The sequence below is a fragment of the Roseofilum sp. SBFL genome (genome assembly GCF_017746885.1).
Lineage (GTDB): Bacteria > Cyanobacteriota > Cyanobacteriia > Cyanobacteriales > Desertifilaceae > Roseofilum.
The window spans coordinates 1-19,597 of sequence record NZ_JAGHZH010000098.1 but is presented as its reverse complement, the minus strand read 5'-3'; the positions used below and the strand labels follow the sequence as shown (position 1 = coordinate 19,597).

Genomic DNA, 19,597 nt, shown 5'->3' with positions numbered 1-19,597 from the left:
GATAATAAGTCACAATCAATAATAGTAGCGAAGCTTATGCTTGAATCTCTTTCAGGAAAATACAATATATTGCTGGTTGATGACACCCCAGAAAATTTACGTCTTCTGTCGGATTTGCTCAGTCAGCAGGGCTATAAAGTTCGCAGTGTTATGAATGGCAGAACAGCTATTAAAGCATCTCAAGCTAAACCTCCTGACTTGATCTTACTGGATATTAATATGCCCCAAATGAATGGTTATCAAGTCTGTCAGGAACTCAAAACCCTCGACCGAACTCAAGAAATACCGATTATATTTATCAGCGCATTAAATGAAGTGTTCGACAAAGTAAAAGCCTTTAGAGTAGGGGGATGTGACTATATCAGTAAACCCTTTCAAATCGAAGAAGTTTTAGCCCGCGTCAAGCATCAATTACAACTGAAAGCTGCCCAAACCCAACTTAAAGATTTAAACTTACAACTAGAAGCACGAGTTCAAGAACGCACCCAAGAACTCCAAACTACCAATCAAGTCTTAACCCAAGAAATTCAAGAACGCAAGCGAATTCAGCAAAAACTTCTGGATATGGCCCTGCATGATTCCTTAACCGGGTTGCCCAACAGGGCTCTATTTATGGAACGACTAGAATCAGTTATTCAAAAGCTCAAAGTTAGTGCGGATGAATCCTTTGCTGTCCTCTTTTTAGATTGCGATCGCTTTAAAGTGATCAATGATTCCCTTGGCCACCTCGTGGGCGATCAATTGCTCAAGGCGATCGCTAAACGCATTAACTCTCTCCTTGACGCAAACATGCTCCTCGCTCGCCTAGGAGGAGACGAATTTACCATCCTCGTAGAATCTTGTGCCAACCTAGAAGATACCAAAAAACTGGCAGCAACCATCCTCAATAGCCTCTCCTATTCCTTTCAACTCGAACTTCACGAAGTCTTTATCAACGCCAGCATTGGTATTGTCCTCAGTCATCCCGACTATCACAAACCCGAATACGTCCTTCGGGATGCCGACACTGCCATGTACAAAGCCAAATCCATGGGTAAAGGACAATACCATGTCTTTGACCCCACCATGCACCAACTCGCCCTTAAACGACTCACCCTAGAAACCGAACTCCGCAAAGCCATAGAACACCAAGAATTCCTCGTTCACTACCAACCCATTATCAACCTGCAAACCGGCAAAATCAGTGGATTTGAAGCCCTTGTACGCTGGCAACATCCCCAAAGAGGACTCGTCAGTCCAGCAGACTTTATCCCCGTTTGCGAAGAAACCGGATTGATCAACGATATTGGCTATTGGGTCTTCCAGCAAGCCTGCAATCAACTCAAAATCTGGCAACAAACCCTCAAAAACGACAGCCTCAAAATCAGCATTAACCTTTCCGTCCGTCAATTCTCTCAAATGAACCTGATGGAAAAAGTCCTCGAAACTATTGCTAAAACCCAGGTTGTCCCCCAATCCTTAACCATGGAGATTACCGAAAGCGCCCTGATTGAAAACCCTGTACATGCTCGCACTCTCCTCCATCAAATCCGAGATCAAAACATTCATATTTCCCTAGATGACTTTGGTACAGGCTACTCTTCCCTCTCCTATCTCCATACCCTACCCATCGATATCCTCAAAATCGATCGCTCCTTTATCAACACTCTCAGTCAAGATCCATTAGATCTCGGTCTCATTCCCCCCATCATCCAAATCAGCCAAACCCTGAACATGCAAGTGGTTGCCGAAGGGATAGAAACCCCAAAACAATTGGAAATCCTCAGACAGCTCAACTGTGATTTTGGCCAAGGCTATTGGTTTGCCAAACCTCTGAACATCAGAGAAGCCACTGCCCTCCTGCAATCCAATCCCCAATGGTAAAATTAGGATAAGCTAGAACCGTAATCATGCCCCCTCATTCCTAGCGTGAATTCCCTAAAAGCATGTCCAGATCTTCCTTCTTGCCCATTCTTTTAGTCACTCCGTTATGCGCCTCAAGCGCGATCGCCATCGGAGTAACCGCATGGGTGTATTCAAGAACCGGACTCCCCATCCCTCCCGTCATCGGCTTCATCTGGATCGTCTTACTCTTAACGACAACTTTGGGAATTAAAAGCGCCTATAGTCTTCACCGTCAACTTCGCCAGAAATCTCAAACACTCCCTGAAAGCGAGCCAACCGAACAACCCTTCCTAAACTATCAGCTCCCCGATCCCTCTCCTAACCTCCTTCTAGCCCTAGAACAGGCCTTAAATACAACCTCTGACTTCTCCAGTGCCCTGCACCTGATCCTAGAGCAAATTTGTCAACTGACGGGTTGGAGTTATGCAGAAGCCTGGATTCCCACTGCTGACAAAAGTGCCCTCCAATGTAGTCCCATCTGGTATAAAAATTCCCAAACTCTTTCCCCAGAGCAGATGAGTGCGCTACAAGACTTCCGCCACTACACCGAAGGACTCATCCTCCTACCTGACGAAGATATCCCTGGACGAGTCTGGTATAGCAACAAACCTCAGTGGTTTGGTAACCTTGCCCAAGACAACGATATTTTTTCCAGGGGAACTCTAGCTCATAAAGTTGATCTAGGGGCTGCCTTTGGGCTACCCATCCCCATCCCCGCCGAAGAATCCTTAACCCCTAACCTAATTCCGAGACGTTCAGCCAGCTTGGGGATTTTAGTCTTCTTTACCCATTATTCTTCCGTTCAAGATCAATACTGGGTACAACAACTCTCCTATCGCGCCCTTGACTTTGGTCGAATTCTGCATCAAAAACAAGTGACCACAGAATTTAAAACGCTCTTTAGTGCGATCTCCGATCTGATTCTGATCTTTGATGCCCAAGGCTACATTGTCAATATTGCACCCACTACCCCCAAACCCCTCTACCAGATGCCATCAGAGTTGATTGGTAAAAGTGTACAAGACATCTTTGAACCCGAGCAATCCACAACCTTTATCCATTTGATCTGGCAAAGCCTCAATACTCAAACAACCCTACAAACAGAATATCAACTCACCATAGAGGATCAGAGTTTTTGGTTTGCTGCTACCATTGCCCCCATTACGGATGTGTCTGGAATGGGAGATTCTGTGATTTGGATTGCCCGTGATATTACGGAGCGTAAAGAGGCAATGGAAGCCCTCTCTGCGGCTAAGGAAGCCGCAGAAAATGCGAATCAGGCCAAAAGTACTTTTTTAGCCAAAATGAGCCATGAACTGCGTACTCCTCTCAACGCTATTCTAGGCTTTACTCAGGTGATGATCCGCCATCTGAGCGATACGTCTTCCTCTGTAACTCCAGCTCAAATTGAAGAGCATTTTGGTTATCTGAAAGTGATTCATCATAGTGGCGAACATCTATTAGATCTGATTAACGATTTGTTGAATTGGTCAAAAATAGAGGCCGGAAAAATGGAACTCCATCAGAATCGCTTTAATCTGTACGATATGCTCAGTAGCCTCTATCAAATGTTCAAGCTCAAAGCAGAGCATCAAGGATTAAGTCTATCTTTTGATGTTTCTGCCAAGGTTCCCCCTTTTATTGAAGCGGATTCGGGGAAATTACGCCAAGTTTTTATTAATTTATTAGGAAATGCCTTAAAGTTTACCCCCCAAGGGGGAATTCAAGTTCAGGTTGATTGTGCTAATCACTGGTCAGAAAATAATGCTACTTTAATCTGTGAAGTTCAGGATACCGGCATTGGGATTGCCCCCAATGAGTTGTCTCGCTTGTTTGAACCGTTTGTGCAAAGTGCGAGCGATCGCGGGTTTCAAGAAGGTACAGGTTTAGGCTTACCCATTAGTCAACAAGTTGTAGAACTAATGGGAGGTAAGCTAATGGTAGAATCAGAGGTAGGTAAAGGGAGTAAGTTCCAGTTTACCTTACCCGTAAAGCTAGACGTTGGTTCTCAGTCTACTCTGACTTCAGAATCAAGGCAATATACTATACCAGCGGATCTAAAACTCCTAAATGCTCCGTTAGCCATTAAACCGCAAGACGTTGAACCGGAAGATCTCAGCTATGTTCAGTCCTCAGATTGGGTCAAACTTCAACAGGCAACCCTAGCTGCTGAAGAGGAATTACTGCTCAAACTGATTGACGAAGTTTTTCCCTCTAATTCTCGAATGCGAGAGTGTCTCACAGAATGGGTTCATGATTTTCAATTCGATCGAGTGCATCAATTAATTAGTGAGAAACTCTCTGAAAAGGTTAATTGATGATGAGACTTGGCCGCATAACTCGTAAGATCAAAAAAGGGTGGGAACGAATTCGATCGGGGCGTATCCGACACAAAATTGGATCGGGTTATGCATTAGCCATTGGTACGGGCTTGGCGGGTTCCTTGATCGGGTTGGTCGTGGCTGATTATTATCAAGGACAGGGCATTGTCCAATTAGCGGATGCCAATATTCAAGCTCAATTGTTGGTTCACTTTCAGGTGGAGATCGAACGAGCGGAACGATTGGGCGTTGTGCTAGGGACAGTCGTTGGCGATCGCGAAGCCTCACAATTGTATCAAAGGAAGCTTAATGATAACCTGGTTGAGATCAAAGCGACCCAAGAAGATCTACAAACTTTTATCACAGGAAATCCAGCCTGGTTAGCCATTTCTGTAGACACCTTCGAGCCATTTCTAGATCGCTACACTCAAGCCTTAGTTGAATATAGCGATCGTATCCAACAGATTATTAATCAACCGAATATTGGCTTAGAAGAACAGCAAAATCAACTCAGATCTCTGGTGCTATCCGAGAGACAACGAGAATTAGACCAATTAGGGGCAACTCTCGATCAAATCCTAGCCACAGCTCAACAACAAGCTCGACAAGCGGAAGTCGAGTTGGAAAATGCCCAAGGTCTAGAAAAAGGTATCATTATTTTCAGTAGTTTATTCGCTGTAGCGATCGCCGGTTGGATTGCCCTAGGCACAACCGAAGATATTATCGGCCCCCTAGAACAACTCACCGACCTAGCTGCCACCGTTACCGAAGAAGAAAATTGGCAACTGCGAATGCCCATCAGTACCCAAGACGAAATCGCCTCTTTAAGTAAAACTCTCAACTCCCTCATGGAACGAGTTCACCAACGTACCGATCAGCTCTTGGAAGCCAAAGAATCCGCAGAACGGGCTAATCAAGCTAAAAGTATATTCCTAGCCAAAATGAGCCATGAATTGCGTACCCCTCTACATGCCATTCTCGGATTTACGCAAATTATGGTCAAGGACAATACTTTAACCGATAAACACCAGGAACAACTCCAGATCATCTACAGCAGTAGCCAACATTTGCTCGGCCTCATTAATGACATTTTAGATTTATCCAAAATCGAAGCTGGAAAATCAGAACTTTTACCCCACGACTTTAATTTACTCACCTTCGTTCATCATTTAGAAAGTATGGTAGAGTTCAAAGCCAAAAAGAAAGGCCTCCATCTGAGCATGGAAGTGGAAGAAAATCTCCCCCAGTCCCTCTACACCGACGAACAAAAACTGCGCCAAATCTTACTCAATTTACTCAGTAATGCCATCAAATTTACCCGTCAAGGCAATGTTTCCCTAACCATCACGGTTGCGGATCGACCCGACACTCTACAATTTACCGTCACCGATACCGGTATCGGCATAGCCAGCGAAGAATTAGACCAACTCTTTCAGCCCTTTGAACAAACCCAAAGTGGCAAACAATCTCAGGAAGGCACTGGACTCGGATTAACCATTAGCCAACAGTTAGTCAATCTTCTGGGTGGAGTGCTGAGTGTATCGAGTGAAATCAACCAAGGGAGTATGTTTACCTTTGACTTACCCCTGCTCCCTGTCTCAGGAGAAGCAGAAGCCCTGTCTCAGGTTGAGCGTAGGGTGACCGGAATTGCCTCCACAGAGAAAACCTACCGGATTTTAGTGGTCGATGATAAATGGGAAAACCGCGAAATTCTCCACTCTTTACTTACCCCTTTGGGGTTTGACGTGCTACAAGCCACCCAAGGGGAAGAAGCCCTGACTCTCTGGGAACAAGAAACAATCAATCTGATTTTAACGGATATTCGGATGCCGGTCCGGGATGGTTATAGCATGACAGTCAGTATCCGTAAACGAGAACAGCAAGGTGGTCTCCCCCATGTACCGATCATTGTCACCACTACCAGTACCTTTGAAGAAGAGCGCCAACAGATGTTAGCCACAGGATGTAATGACTTAGTGCATAAACCCTTTCTTGAAACCGTGATTTTAGAGAAAATTGCCCAGTATTTAGAATTGGAATATACTTATGAATCAGGATCTGAACGCGATCGCCTCAACAATCAGCCCTATGATTCCCTCAATGATACCGAGCATTATCCCTTCTCTAAACCCCCTCCCCTTTCCTCTGAAAACCCCAGATCCCTTCTCTCAGATGCCATGGCTCAACAGCCCATAGAATGGATTGCCGCCTTACAGAAAGCAGCCACTGAAGCCGATGCCGATCTGATGTTGCCCTTGATCGACCAACTGTCAACCTCTCAATTACAATTAAGACAACAGTTAGTTGCTTGGGTTGATAATTTCCAGTTTGAAGTAATTTGTGAGATAACAGAAGAGTGCATTCTCCAAGAAAGTAACCAGTTTATTGCTCGCTAATTTATACAGTTTTTCAAGTTCATCGTGCCGCCTAACTTCCTTGCCCTCCAATGAATCACCCTACTGATCATCCAGAACCCGCCAATATTTTGCTAATTGATGATATGCCCAACAATCTCCGCTTGCTGTCGAGTTTGTTAACCAAGCAAGGGTATAAAGTCAGAAGTGTGATTAATGGAGCCATGGGATTAAAAGCAGCTCAAGCTAAACCACCCGATTTAATTTTACTCGATATTAATATGCCCGATCTCAATGGCTATGAAGTGTGTACAAAACTCAAAGCCCATGAAGTGACTCAGGAAATACCGGTAATTTTTTTGAGTGCCCTGGATGATGTTCTTGATAAGGTCAAAGCCTTCCGTGTCGGTGGATCGGATTATATTACTAAACCCTTTCAAATTGAAGAAGTGATTGTGCGAGTACAAAATCAGCTCAAGCTTCGCCAAGCCCAACAAATGCTGGCCGAGCAGAATGTGGTTTTGGAGCAGGAAATCTGCGATCGCAAAAAAATTCAGAGTTCCCTAGAAGACCGCGAAATGCAGCTCAAACAACAAACCGAACGATTAGAAGCTGCTTTGACCAAAATACAAAACACTCAATTGCAACTAATTCAAAGTGAAAAAATGGCAAGTTTGGGACAGCTTGTTGCCGGAATTGCCCATGAAATAAATAATCCAATTAGCTTCATTTACGGTAATGTTCATTATGTGAATGATTATTTGGATAATTTAGTCAGTACGATTAAAATGTATCAAAAAAGTTATCCAAATCCGACCGAGAATATTAAAGACTTTACGGAAGATATCGATCTGGATTTTGTTATTGATGATCTCAAGAGTATGATGGATTCTATGAAAACCGGTGTAGAAAGAATTCATGCTATTGTTTTGGGGTTGCGGACGTTTTCTCGACTCGATGAAGCAGACATTAAATCTGTAGATTTGCATGAAGGGATTGAGAGTACCTTATTGATGGTGCAACATCGATTGCAAGAAACCGATCGTCATCCTCCTATTCAAGTGTTTAAACACTATGGTGAACTACCTAGTGTTACCTGCTATTCCGGGCAAATTCATCAAGTTTTTCTTCATCTGATCGAAAATGCCATTGATGCGATAGAAGATAAAAGTTTTGATCCCTCATTTTCTGAGGACTTCATTCCAACGATAGAAATTCATACAGAATCTACTGACGATCATCAAGTCATCGTTTGTTTCCAAGATAATGGAGTTGGCATTATTGATGATATAAAAAACCAAATTTTTAATCCATTTTTTACTACTAAATCTGTGGGACAAGGCAGTGGATTAGGTCTTTCTATTTGTTATCAAATTATTGTAGAGCAACATCAAGGGCAACTGACTTATTCTGCATTACCAGAAGGGGGCAGTCAATTTACCATTCAAATCCCTGTTCATCGGAAAGACGAAAGTTAAGTTAAACTCCAAGTTTATTCAAGCCTTTCAACCAATGGGGTGAGTTCCAGGATAAACGGCATGAATAGAGCGACTTCCAGAGTGGGGTAGACTACGTTGATAGGAGGCTTCTGTAGGTTGTCCCCAACCGAGTTGCAACACTATCTCTAAATAGGAAGGATTTTCCCATTTGTAAATGAGGGCCCATTGGGTGCGCTGGGAAATCGGCTCAATATCTTGATGGGTAATCTTTTGATATCGGCGACCATCAGCAATAAAGATATCCATAGCAACTGTTACTTGATGCCAAAAATTGAGAATGTTAGATTTGGCCTGTTGCAGGATATCTAAATCTTGGGGTAAGGCAATCAGTTGGTCGTGAATTGTTGGATAATGCAACGTTTGTTGATGAATGAGGATTTCTTGCCAGATGATTCCTGAAACTTGGTACTCTCTCTGATACTGATGAATGGTGGATTGAAAATCTTTGTAGGCAATAAAGTTCTGAACCCCTTCAACAGCTACAAATTGATCAATAATGGGATGACCAGAGAGCTGGCTATTTAGATTTAGACGCTCTCCTCTCATACAAGCTTGACGCTCTTGGGCCAATATGGCGATTAAATCTTCAGTGCTGTAAACCTTGGACATAGCAAAGGAGTTTATTGGCCATAAGTTCATGGAGGTTTTGTTAGTGGTGTTGGGCTACCTCTTGGGAAAGCTAAGAGGTGGAGACAAAAAGGAGACAAGGTTAAAGGCGAGACTTACTGAGTTAATTCCGTGACGGTTTGCTGAAGTTGAGCGATCGCCTGTAACTGCCGATCGTTGGTTGATTGAATCCCCACAATTCCCTGTTGGAGTTGCTCCATTTTCTCCCGATATTGGGCAAGTTGGTCTTGCAGGGGTTGGAGCATCTGCTCATAAACCCCAAGTTTACCTCTGGCTTCAACCCACTGTTGCTCTTGTTGAGCGAAGGTTTCTTCCAACTGCTTAATTTCATTGCGCTTTGTTTCTTGAGCGGACATTTGGCTATTGACCAATTCCTGAGCTTGCCCAATCGCCGCCTGGATCTGGCTAATTTCCGCTTCCATCCGTTGCACTTGTTCGCTTTGCAAGTGCCGTTGGCTCTCAGCCGCTTCTAGAACTGGCCCAAAATCGAGCAGTCCCTCCTGTCCCGGTTCGGCTGGATAGCCTTGCCGTTGGCGAAGAATACTTTCATGGACTTTAAACACAAATTCTCGTTCAGCTAAATTCCGGCGAGAACCCACCAGCGATTCATTCAAGAAATCATAACTTTCTTGCTCACTTGATAATTCCGTTTCTAAACTGAGGCGATCGTATTCACTTGCTTGTTCAATCTTCTGCTTGAGTTCCTCGATCGCCTCTAACTGATACCCTAATTCCTCTTCCTGATCCTTCACAAACCCCGAGGCGCGTTTCAAGTCTTCTTCCAATTGGCCAACCTGTTGTTGTAGCTCATCAATCGGCAGATTTTCCAAAGCCTGGCGATCGATACTCACCGTAGGTTTTCCCGAGCCTTCCGCCAACTCCTGAAGCTGTTGACACAACTGCTCCGTCTGACTCAAATGACTTTGCATCGGTTGCAGTAAATCTTGCTTGACTTGTAAAAGACTCTCTTGAGTTTTCAAATCAATCTGCGCCTTTTCCAGAACCCCTTGCGCCTCATTCCACTCTTGCCAACGGCTATTAATCGTCGTCTTTAATTGGTTAATCTCCCCTTCCTGTTGACTCGTTTGCCCTCTCGACTCCTCAAGTTTTTGCCAATGTTGGTCAAGAACTTTTTGCTCTTCAGAAATTGTCCCAGACATTTGCTCCACCGCTTCTCGGAGAGTTTCCGTAGGCGCTAGAGCCTCCGACAAAGACTGCAAAGACTGTCGAATTTGGCCCGCTTTCTCCTCATCAAGCACCGTTGCTGCCGAGAGTTCCCCCTGTTGCTCCTCTAGTCGTTGTTGCTCACCCCGTAAATGGGCCCAAGCTCCTTCCAACTCCTGGCTTTTGCGCTCAAACTCTTCCCGTTGTCGTTGAGCTTCCCCCGACAACGACTCAATTTCTTGCCGCTTCTCCTCTAATTTCTCCGCCTCTTCCTCTAACTGGGCCAATTCATCTTCTCGCGCCACCAACTCCATTTCCCGACGATTCAACTCTTGAGCCTGAAACGTCAAGGACTGTTTCCATTGTTCAATTTCCTCTTCTTGGCCTTCAAATTTTCCCTGAAGGGTGGAAAACTTCTGCAAAATCCCAATCAAAGGACGAGCCGCATCTTGAGGGGGTCGTTGAATCTTCTTATTGGAAACCTCAACCAAAACCAGCGCTCCATCTTTTAAGGTTCCTGGTTCTGCCAATTCAATCAGTTCTTCTGAGACCGAACTCCAATTTTGTTCACTGCGCTGACACGCCAGCAGTTTAATCATGGCTTTATTGCCCATGAACCCCTTCTGGATTTGTACTTCCGCTAGATAAAGCACGCTGATAGTCCTCGTTTATGCGTCCATCAATCAACCGATCCTGGGGTAAACTCTCCCTGATCTTTATTTTATTTTGACTGCTCTAGGCAATTTAGGGAAACCCCTACCTGGGTTAGTTTTACCGATCGCACCTGAACTGAGCATCAGGTTTAGGTATTTAGCCATCTTATACAGTCCATTGAACCTGGCTTTTGATTCAATCCCTATCCTGATTTCAGCCCCAACCCACTTTACAAAATTTATTACTGTTTGGGTGAATGGTTTACTCTCCCAAGCTCAGATGCAGTATGATCGAGCAGCTCATTGGGGCAGGGCATACTCGGGTAGGGTCTAGCCTTTTTAAGGGATGATTAAAGGTTGATTGCCCATTGCCATTAGTTTAGCTTAAAACTCACCTACCCTTGTCAACCCCTTGGCTTTTCCTTTCCTATAGACAGGAACGGTGACTCCTGCCTTCTGCTCATCCGATTCAAAGCCAATACCTGCGATCGTAAGGACTTACAATAGCTTTAGGGCCATGGGTTCTAAGAAAGAGGATTCAGCCTGGACTTAAGCGGTAGCATGTAACCAACAGAATGAAGACCTAATGCAGGGACACTTAAGCGAGATTGACATTCGCAGCATTTTCCAGCTCATTGAGTTAGGACAGCGCACGGGGGAATTGTGTGTTGAGAGCTATAGTCCTCAACCCCAGTTTAATCGAAGCGATCGCCCCCAGCGTCTGCCCCCTCAATGTTGGTTTGTCTTTTTTGCCAATGGCAAAATCATCTATGCTGGTTCAGACACCAATAGTTCTCTAGTGCGCCTACGTCATCATCTTCATCGCTATGGAGTCGCTTCTGCCCTCGATCTGATTAAGGTCCCCACCATTGCTGCCACCAACGCCCCCGAATACGGCTACCTCTGGGCGATGCTAGAAAACCACAGCCTCACCCCAGCCCAAGGACGTAGTATTATTAAAAGCATGGTTCAAGAAACCCTCTTTGATCTGTTCTCCCTGCATAATGGATCATTTATGTTTGAACTCGGTCCTCCCATAGCCCCCCAACTGACTCCTCTCGAAATTGGCCCTTTAGTGACCAAAGTCCTCAAACAGGTTCAACAATGGAACCAACTTCATCCCCAGATCCAATCTCCCGATCAATGTCCCGTCCTTTGTGATGCCGCAGAACTGAGCCAACACCTGAATGAAAAGCGATTTAAAATTCTTGCTTCCTGGGCCAATAAACAAACCTCCATCCGCCAAATTTCCCGTTACTTAAATGGGGATATTCTCACCGTCGCCAAAGCGATTTATCCCTTTGTGCAAAAAGGCTGGGTTCAATTGAGCTATCTCAGTTCCCTAGAACCGGATTGGATACCCGAAGACCTCAAACCTATTCGGCCCCCCCGTGTTGTTTTTATTGATGATGGGGTAGCCTTATGTAAAGCAGTCGAACAAATTCTGCAAGCGAGTGGTTACGAAGTGGCTGGTATTACCAATCCTCTGCGGGCCTTGAGTTTAGTGTTCCAGCTCAAACCGGATTTAATTTTGTGTGATATTGCCATGCCAGAATTAGATGGTTATGAAATCTGTGCAATGTTACGGCGATCTAGCCGATTTCGGCAAACCCCAATTGTCATGCTCACCGGCAGAGATGGGTTTATCGATCGCCTGAAAGCACGGATGGTAGGAGCGACTGATTATCTAACCAAACCGTTTGGCCAGGGAGAATTATTGATGGTTTTGGAAAAATACATTGGTAAAGGAGGAAAAACTGACCCTTCTCCCGATCGCATCCTGGATGATGCGATCGCCTCAGAACTCGATTTAGAACCCCTCACGCCTCCCTCTGGAGACTTAGCCAATTCCTAACCTCTTTCCCTCCCCCGAATCTCCAATAAAAATCCCATCAAGTGGCCAGATACGGCACTTTATTCGATAAATTAGAGATACTTGGAGAGCTGACCCATCGTTATGTTAGTCAGACCTTCAGCCCCAACCTAAAGGACACGATAGCCCAGTAGTAGGATAATCTTATGAGTAGCGTTTTAGTAGTAGAAGATAGCCCCGCCCAGCGACAGATGATTACCGATCTCCTCACGGACAGTGGTCTCAAAGTCAGCATTGCCAGTGATGGTGTAGAAGCGATAGAAAATATTCAAAATAATCTTCCTGATTTAGTGGTTTTGGATATCGTTATGCCCCGTATGAATGGTTATGAAGTCTGTCGGCGAATTAAAAATGACAAGAAGACTCAGCATGTCCCTGTGGTCATGTGTTCCTCCAAGGGAGAAGAATTTGACCGCTATTGGGGAATGAAACAAGGGGCAGATGCTTACATTGCTAAACCCTTTCAGCCCACTGAGTTGGTAGGAACGGTTAAACAACTCTTACGCAGCTAATGGCTCTCCTCAATTCAATCCCTCAGCCCCCAAACCAACAAACATTATGGTAGGTAATACTGAATTCTTCCATGAGATAGACTCCGAGCAAGTCACTGAGTTTCAGGAACTCCAAAATCCAGAAGGAGAATTACATCTGAGATTTTTTCTCCCCTCTGGCCATGAACTGGCTCTGAATGCTATTGGCATTAAAGAAGTCTTTGAATCTCCCCCAGATCGGATTACTCCGATTCCCAATGTTTCTCCTCTGTTGTTAGGAACGATGAATATTCGCGGACGGGTGATTTGGGTGGCCGATTTGGGACAATTCTTAGGAGAGCAGATTCCCTTAAATACCGATCGCTCCGAACTCCCTGTGATTGCGATCGAAGACCAAGATACTATGCTAGGTTTGGCCATAGATCGTATGGGGGGGATGGATTGGCTCGATGCGGAACAACTCCAACGAGCGACCAATATCGCTGATACCATGGAACCGTTTGTGCGTGGAGAATGGGTGATTGATGAAGAAAAGAATCAATATCTATGGTTGCTCAACCAAGTAGCTATTTTGCGATCGGCGAGGTGGGCAGCCTAAAATTGGGATAACCTAACTGGATAAAACTCCAGATTAATACGCTTAACTATCAATCGGGGATCATAATATAGTCAGCAAGTAGATAAAATTAACCAGTCAAGCTATCGTGTTTTGGGGGGCTATGGGATGGATTATGCAACAGAGTATCAACAAGCAGAAACCGCTTATGTTCAAGGACGCTATGAAGATGCGGCCTCAATTATCGATCAGTTGGTAGAACACTTTCCTGACGATCCCAACTCGCACTTACTCAGAGGTCATATTTATTGTTATGGATTACAAGAATATACGGTAGCACGTCAAGAGTATGAATCCGTTTTAGAAATTACTTCCGATGAAGTATTTATGGATTATGCCAATCAAGGATTAGCAGATGTAGACCAATTCTCAACCCATCATACCGTGGGGACGGATTTGCAAGACGATTCGAGTCAAATCCCACCCATGGAAGAGTTAGATGAAGAAGAAATTGCTTCAGAATGGCAAGATTTAGAACTCAGTGAAAATGAGAGTGAAGAGGAAGTTATCCATACAGAAATGATCGGCGATCTAAGTATGAATACAGAAAATCTAGAAGAGAACGATCTCCAAGAAGAACCCTCCTTAGATTACGCCTCTTTAGAGTCTTTGGACGAAGAGGATGATTTTGACGATGAAGAGTTGGCGGATGATGACCCCTTTACAGTCGCTCATGAACAACTAGAAGAATTCCAGCAAGAAACAGAACCTTTAGAAGATGATATCTTTGCTGGAGAATCCTTAGCTGAGTTAGAAGAAGATTCCTACAACTTAGAAGAAGAATCCTTCTCCCCCTTTGCCACAGATATAGATTTAACAGAGGAAATGGGAGCCGTACTCGAAGCGGATGAAGGGATTGCCTTTGATCCATCGGAATTCCCAGACGATCGGGAAGCGTTTAATTCTTCTCACCCACAAACCCTAGGGCTAGAGGACTCAACAGTAGAATCTCTAAAACCGGAGCCTTCAGAATTTATAGAAGATTTACAAGGCCCAGGATTAACCATGGAAGAGAGTCCTACCCTATTTGTGGGTAGCTCATCTGGATCGGTGAATGGGCATCATGAGAGAACCGGAGAACTATCTCTGAGCCAAAATGGCCGTGGCAGTAGTGCCGTCACCAGCGATCAAACCCTCTCTGATAGTCATCTGTGGCAAGGAATTGGAGATGAGGATAGTTTTAATACGAATGGGACGAGTGGCGAGGCGATCGCCGATTTTACAGAATCTGGATTTCAGACTCAATCTGGGTTTCATACAGAAAGTTTTGGATTTGATGAAGGTTTAGATCAATTTGAAACCGATTCAGGTATCTCAGAAGCCCAAAATGGTAATGGGGCAGTAGACTTCCTCGATGAATTTGATGCCTTTGATGATAAAGTTCTCGATGAGTTTTCTGGCTTTGATGACCCTTCATCTGAGCTATCGACCAACTTCAAGAGTAATTCTATGGCTGGGATGACGAACAGTGGAATTACTCTGGATGAGGATTTTGATCCGACTGATGATAATTCTGCATTACTCGAAGAAGAGATGTTTAGCATCTCTAGTAGTAATACAGATACCATTCCCACCTTTACCGGTAAATCTCAACGGCCAGTAGAACCGAGTGTGTCGGTGGATCAAGGCCCATTGAGCTTCTTTGATAATGCTCCTCTGATTACCAAAAATTTATATAGCGCGATTGGCACTGGGTTGAGTTCTGCTTTTGCGATCGCTGCTGTGATTTATACAACGGCGAGTGATGCCAAAGCCTTTCACAAACTAGCGATGATTCTACTGCCGGGAGGTCTTTCCGGTGCAACCACTTATGTTTTAGGCAAAAAAGTAACAAAGCAGGTCAAGCAGACGACGGACGAACTGCAAGCCCAATTTGAAAAGGTCGCCTCTGGACAACTGGGAGCGCAAGCCACAGTCTATGGTGAAGACGAAATGGGCTATCTGGCAGAGAGCTTCAATGTTATGGCCAGAAATGTCCTCACCACCATGAGTGAGTCCCAACGCAAAGCGGCTGAAAACGAATCAGCAAAAGAAGACCTTCAACGCCAAGTGATTCGCTTACTCGACGATGTAGAAGGAGCCGCTCGTGGAGACCTCACCGTTCAAGCTGAAGTCACGGCTGACGTACTGGGAGCGGTAGCCGACTCCTTCAACCTCACGATTCAAAACCTGCGAGAAATTGTACAACAGGTAACCGTAGCCGCTCGGCAAGTAAACAAAGGCTCCGCCGATAGTGAAACCTTTGCCCGAGGGTTAGCCGCAGATGCTTTGAGACAAGCAGAAGAACTAGCGGTAACCCTGAATTCAGTGCAAATGATGACGGACTCCATTCAACGGGTAGCCGAAAGCGCCCGCCAGGCAGAAGCAGTTGCCCGTTCTGCAAATGACACAGCCCGTAAAGGTGGAGAGTCGGTAGAGCGAACAGTGGCGGGTATTTTGGAAATTCGGGAAACGGTGGCAGAAACGACTCGTAAAGTGAAACGGTTAGCCGAATCTTCCCAGGAAATTTCTAAGATTGTGGCTTTGATTGCCCAAATTGCCTCACGAACCAACTTACTCGCATTGAACGCCAGTATTGAAGCGGCTCGTGCGGGAGAAGCGGGTCGGGGATTTGCGATTGTTGCCGATGAAGTCCGACAGTTGGCAGACCGGGCGGCCAAAGCATCGAAAGAAATTGAGCAAATCGTGTTGCAAATCCAAAGTGAGACGGCTGGGGTAATGCAAGCGATGGAAGAAGGGACTCAACAGGTTATTCAGGGGACAAACTTGGCTAAGGAAGCGGCGAAATCCCTGGAGGATATTATTCAAACCAATAATCGGATTGATGTTTTGGTTAGATCGATCGCGGCTGATACAGTAGAACAAACGGAAACGTCAAGAGCGGTAGCTCAGGTTATGCAATCTGTGGAATTGACCGCCCAAGAAACCTCTCAAGAATGCGGACGGGTATCACAAGCATTGGCGAGTCTGGTGAATGTGGCACGAGATTTGCTCACTGGTGTGGAACGATTCAAAGTCGATCCACACAAGAGTCGTTAGGACTAAGATTAAGGTTAAGGTGGAGTGAAACAGTGAAGCAGTTTAGGGCGATCGCTGTTAATGACCGGAATGTTGGGGGAGAGCAACAATTATGGCTCAGGAACAGGAAAACTTAGACCGGATTATGGGGTATTTCCTAGAGGAAGCCAAAGACAATCTCACCATTATTGAGCAGGGATTGTTGAATTTAGGAGCCACAGTCCAGGATTCGGAGCTGATGGATGAGATTTATCGGGCGGCTCATTCCATTAAAGGTGGAGCTGCCATGTTGGGAGCGAGCAGTATTAGAAAAACCTCCCATAAGTTAGAGGATTATTTCCAAATTCTCAAAGAACGCCCCCCTAAAATTAGCCCTAAATTAGAATCCTTACTGCTCCAGGTCTTGGATGGATTGACTGTATTAGTAGAAAATTTAGAACAAAGTGAGTCAGAGGAGTTAACCACTCGCAAGAATGCAGAAGTTAAGCAATCTTTGACTCCCTGCTTTGAAACCTTGGATCGGATGATGCAGGTTGAGAAAAATGGAGCCGATCCTCAAGCAGAAGAATCTACAGCAGCGATCGCTCCCTTGCCTTCTAGACCAAATAGCGCTGTGGTTGAACGTCGCTCCTCCAATCTCCCCGATCCAGAAGAGAGTGCCAAACATTTGGTGTTTCAGAGTGATGTGCCCACCCAATTACGGCAAATGCTACAAGGGTTTAAGCAACCCGATACAGCAGACAGTCGACAACAGTTAACCCAAATCTGTATCAGTTTAACGCAAGCTGGGGAAAACTTTAACCTTTCGACCTGGGTAGACTTAGTAAAATTAGCTCAAGGGGCGATCGCCAACCGAGATAATTTCTATGCAGATCTAGCTCCTGTGGCGATCAAGGAACTCAAAAGAGCCAGAGACTTGGTTTTGGCTGGAACTCCTGACCAAATTAAACCCAGTTCAACTCTGTTAAATCTTCAACCTCAGCAATCCCTGACCGCAGACCCAGTCGATCGAGAACTCGATACCTTGTTAAGAGTCGGAAGGACTCCCACAGAAGAATCGCCCAGGGAGGAGAATTCCATGAGCGATCGCTCTTACAATAGTCAACCTCCAGTCGATCCCCCTACCCCTTACTCACAACGCATAGGGCCAGATGTTGGACTCAGTGAACTCAACACATTAGCCGATCTCTTTAAAGGAGAAACATCAGATATTGAATTAGCTTGGGAAACCGAAATTTCTTCTGCTCCCCCAGAAAATAACTGGGGCTTAGATTCCTCAGAAATGGATGAAATGGGCGACCTCTCAGACTTCTTAATCCATGAATCTTTCAATGATGTTTCAGAAAATATCAATGATAATTGGGAGTTGAATCTATCTAAAAACGAAAAGAGTAACGTAGATTCAGAAGATCTAGAAGATGACTTAAAAGATTTATTAGAAATTGAACCCACTGTTATGTCAAATAATCCCAAGAAAAATCAAGCCGATGAATTGTCTGATTTGTTTTCCGAACATCCAGATGCAACGTCTACTGATCTGGATGAATTGTTGCAAATAAATTTAGACTCATCCGAACAAAATCAGTCCTTAGAAAACTTGGATCTAGACATGTTGGACATGAAAGAGACTGACGATCTGGCTCTGGATTTAGATTTAGATTCCAATTGGTCTGAGGGTGAAGAATTAGAGGAATCCTCTGAAATGAATAGCCTTTTTGAGGATTTATCTCTGACAGAGGATTTAGACAGCAGCAGTGCAGAAGAAGATATCTTTGGTTTAGATGACGGTGGAGAATCTCTAGCCTTGGATGAGTTGGAGGGCAATGAATCCTTAGAAGACTTATCCCTCATGGAAGATTTAGACGAAAACAGCAGTGCAGAAGAAGATATATTTGGTTTAGATGAGAATGTTGAATCTCTAGCCTTGGATAAGTTGGATGCAAATGAATCCTTAGAAGACTTATCTCTTACAGAAGATTTAAACGAAAGCAGTAGTGAAGAAGAAGATATATTTGGCTTAGATGACGGTGGAGAATCTTTAGCCTTGGATGAGTTGGAGGAAAATGAATCCTTAGAAGACTTATCCCTCATGGAAGATTTAGACGAAAGCAGCAGTGCAGAAGAAGATATATTTGGTTTAGATGAGAATGTCGAATCTCTAGCCTTGGATGAGTTGGAGGAGAATGAATCCTTAGAAGACTTATTGCCTACGGAAGAGTTGGATGAATTAGATGTATTGGATACAGATCAATTCAATGAGTTGGTTTTAGAAGAATCAGAAGAATTAGATACATTTGAGTCTTCTTCTGAAATAATTCCAGAACCTAAAAATCAAGAAAAAGAAGATGTTTCAACCCCACAAGATAGTGATGACTTTGATTTAATGATGGGTACTGAAACATCTAGTATTGAAGAGGATTTATCTAGTTCAGACACCAGTGTGGATGATTTCTTTAATGTATCGGATTCTAATTTATCAGCACCGTCATATTCCCCGTCAATAGATTCCGATGACTTTTTTACATCAGAGCCAATAGTTTTAGATTCTCCCTCAAAATCTAGTATTTTTGATGATGTCGATGGGAGAGTTCGAGAAGAAGATGATTCTAGGAGTTCCTCGGAACTGGCTTCAGAAAGGAGTCAATCGGAATCTCAAGAGGAACCTGATAATCGAAGTTTACTAGAAGAGAATCATGAATTAACTGAGGAATTGGTTAATGAAAATTTAGAGTCAATAGATTTGGAATCGACAGCCAGAGAAGACATCGATCTGGATTGGCAAGACTCTTCAGAGCTAGATGGGTTGAGTCTGGAGGCTCAAGAGTCAGATTCAATCAGTGAAGAAATGGATCTGGATTTGGGCGAGGATTCAGACTTAGATGGGTTGAGTCTGGAGGCTCAAGAGTCAGATTCAATCAGTGAAGAAATGGATCTGGATTTGGGCGAGGATTCAGACTTAGATGGGTTGAGTCTGGAGGCTCAAGAGTCAGATTCAATTAGTGAAGAAATGGATCTGGATTTGGGTGAGGATTTAGAATTAGATGGGTTGAGTCTGGAGGCTCAAGAGTCAGATTCAATTAGTGAAGAAATGGATCTG

At 44.4% G+C, this 19,597-nt stretch carries 11 protein-coding genes; 9 read left to right on the top strand and 2 right to left on the bottom strand.

The window, feature by feature from the left end; genetic code table 11:
• The first annotated feature begins 36 nt into the window (after window positions 1-36).
• From J7545_RS11095 to J7545_RS11080, 4 genes are all read left to right on the top strand, one after another.
• Window positions 37-1,863 carry an EAL domain-containing protein gene (locus J7545_RS11095; RefSeq protein WP_318698008.1) on the top strand — a complete coding sequence of 609 codons (1,827 nt, stop codon included), beginning with the start codon at window positions 37-39 and terminating at the stop codon, window positions 1,861-1,863.
• A gap of 62 nt (window positions 1,864-1,925) precedes the next feature.
• Entirely contained in the window at window positions 1,926-4,202 is a 2,277-nt protein-coding gene (locus J7545_RS11090; RefSeq protein ID WP_318698009.1) for an ATP-binding protein, read from the top strand.
• Window positions 4,202-6,601: an ATP-binding protein gene (locus tag J7545_RS11085; RefSeq protein WP_318719563.1), complete on the top strand. Its 2,400-nt coding sequence runs from the start codon at window positions 4,202-4,204 to the stop codon at window positions 6,599-6,601. The genes J7545_RS11090 and J7545_RS11085 overlap by 1 nt, the downstream gene beginning before the upstream one ends.
• A gap of 50 nt (window positions 6,602-6,651) precedes the next feature.
• On the top strand, window positions 6,652-8,037 hold the full coding sequence (locus tag J7545_RS11080; protein ID WP_318719562.1) for a response regulator: 1,386 nt from the start codon (window positions 6,652-6,654) through the stop codon (window positions 8,035-8,037).
• Window positions 8,038-8,064: 27 nt separating this feature from the next.
• Here J7545_RS11080 and J7545_RS11075 read toward each other — a convergent pair whose 3' ends face one another.
• Window positions 8,065-8,667, bottom strand: a complete 603-nt coding sequence (locus J7545_RS11075; RefSeq protein WP_318701051.1) for a hypothetical protein — start codon at window positions 8,665-8,667, stop codon at window positions 8,065-8,067.
• A 113-nt stretch (window positions 8,668-8,780) separates the two neighbouring features.
• Window positions 8,781-10,502: a pilus motility taxis protein HmpF gene (hmpF, locus tag J7545_RS11070; protein ID WP_318719561.1), complete on the bottom strand. Its 1,722-nt coding sequence runs from the start codon at window positions 10,500-10,502 to the stop codon at window positions 8,781-8,783.
• A gap of 586 nt (window positions 10,503-11,088) precedes the next feature.
• Here hmpF and J7545_RS11065 point away from each other — a divergent pair.
• The 5 genes from J7545_RS11065 to J7545_RS11045 all read left to right on the top strand — a co-directional run.
• Window positions 11,089-12,357 carry a response regulator gene (locus J7545_RS11065; protein WP_318719559.1) on the top strand — a complete coding sequence of 423 codons (1,269 nt, stop codon included), beginning with the start codon at window positions 11,089-11,091 and terminating at the stop codon, window positions 12,355-12,357.
• A gap of 164 nt (window positions 12,358-12,521) precedes the next feature.
• Window positions 12,522-12,887: a response regulator transcription factor gene (locus tag J7545_RS11060; RefSeq protein WP_271937580.1), complete on the top strand. Its 366-nt coding sequence runs from the start codon at window positions 12,522-12,524 to the stop codon at window positions 12,885-12,887.
• A gap of 46 nt (window positions 12,888-12,933) precedes the next feature.
• Window positions 12,934-13,464, top strand: coding sequence for a chemotaxis protein CheW (locus tag J7545_RS11055; protein ID WP_318701055.1), 531 nt, complete (start codon window positions 12,934-12,936; stop codon window positions 13,462-13,464).
• A 126-nt stretch (window positions 13,465-13,590) separates the two neighbouring features.
• Window positions 13,591-16,521, top strand: coding sequence for a methyl-accepting chemotaxis protein (locus J7545_RS11050; RefSeq protein ID WP_318701056.1), 2,931 nt, complete (start codon window positions 13,591-13,593; stop codon window positions 16,519-16,521).
• Window positions 16,522-16,612: 91 nt separating this feature from the next.
• The coding region (locus tag J7545_RS11045) for an Hpt domain-containing protein (RefSeq protein WP_318719558.1) at window positions 16,613-19,597 on the top strand (2,985 nt) is incomplete at its 3' end.

Coding starts and splice junctions, on each gene's coding strand:
- J7545_RS11095 (WP_318698008.1), top strand. CDS start 37: ATGCTTGAATCTCTTTCAGGAAAATACAATATATTGCTGGTTGATGAC.
- J7545_RS11090 (WP_318698009.1), top strand. CDS start 1,926: ATGTCCAGATCTTCCTTCTTGCCCATTCTTTTAGTCACTCCGTTATGC.
- J7545_RS11085 (WP_318719563.1), top strand. CDS start 4,202: ATGATGAGACTTGGCCGCATAACTCGTAAGATCAAAAAAGGGTGGGAA.
- J7545_RS11080 (WP_318719562.1), top strand. CDS start 6,652: ATGAATCACCCTACTGATCATCCAGAACCCGCCAATATTTTGCTAATT.
- J7545_RS11075 (WP_318701051.1), bottom strand. CDS start 8,667: ATGTCCAAGGTTTACAGCACTGAAGATTTAATCGCCATATTGGCCCAA.
- J7545_RS11065 (WP_318719559.1), top strand. CDS start 11,089: ATGCAGGGACACTTAAGCGAGATTGACATTCGCAGCATTTTCCAGCTC.
- J7545_RS11060 (WP_271937580.1), top strand. CDS start 12,522: ATGAGTAGCGTTTTAGTAGTAGAAGATAGCCCCGCCCAGCGACAGATG.
- J7545_RS11055 (WP_318701055.1), top strand. CDS start 12,934: ATGGTAGGTAATACTGAATTCTTCCATGAGATAGACTCCGAGCAAGTC.
- J7545_RS11050 (WP_318701056.1), top strand. CDS start 13,591: ATGGATTATGCAACAGAGTATCAACAAGCAGAAACCGCTTATGTTCAA.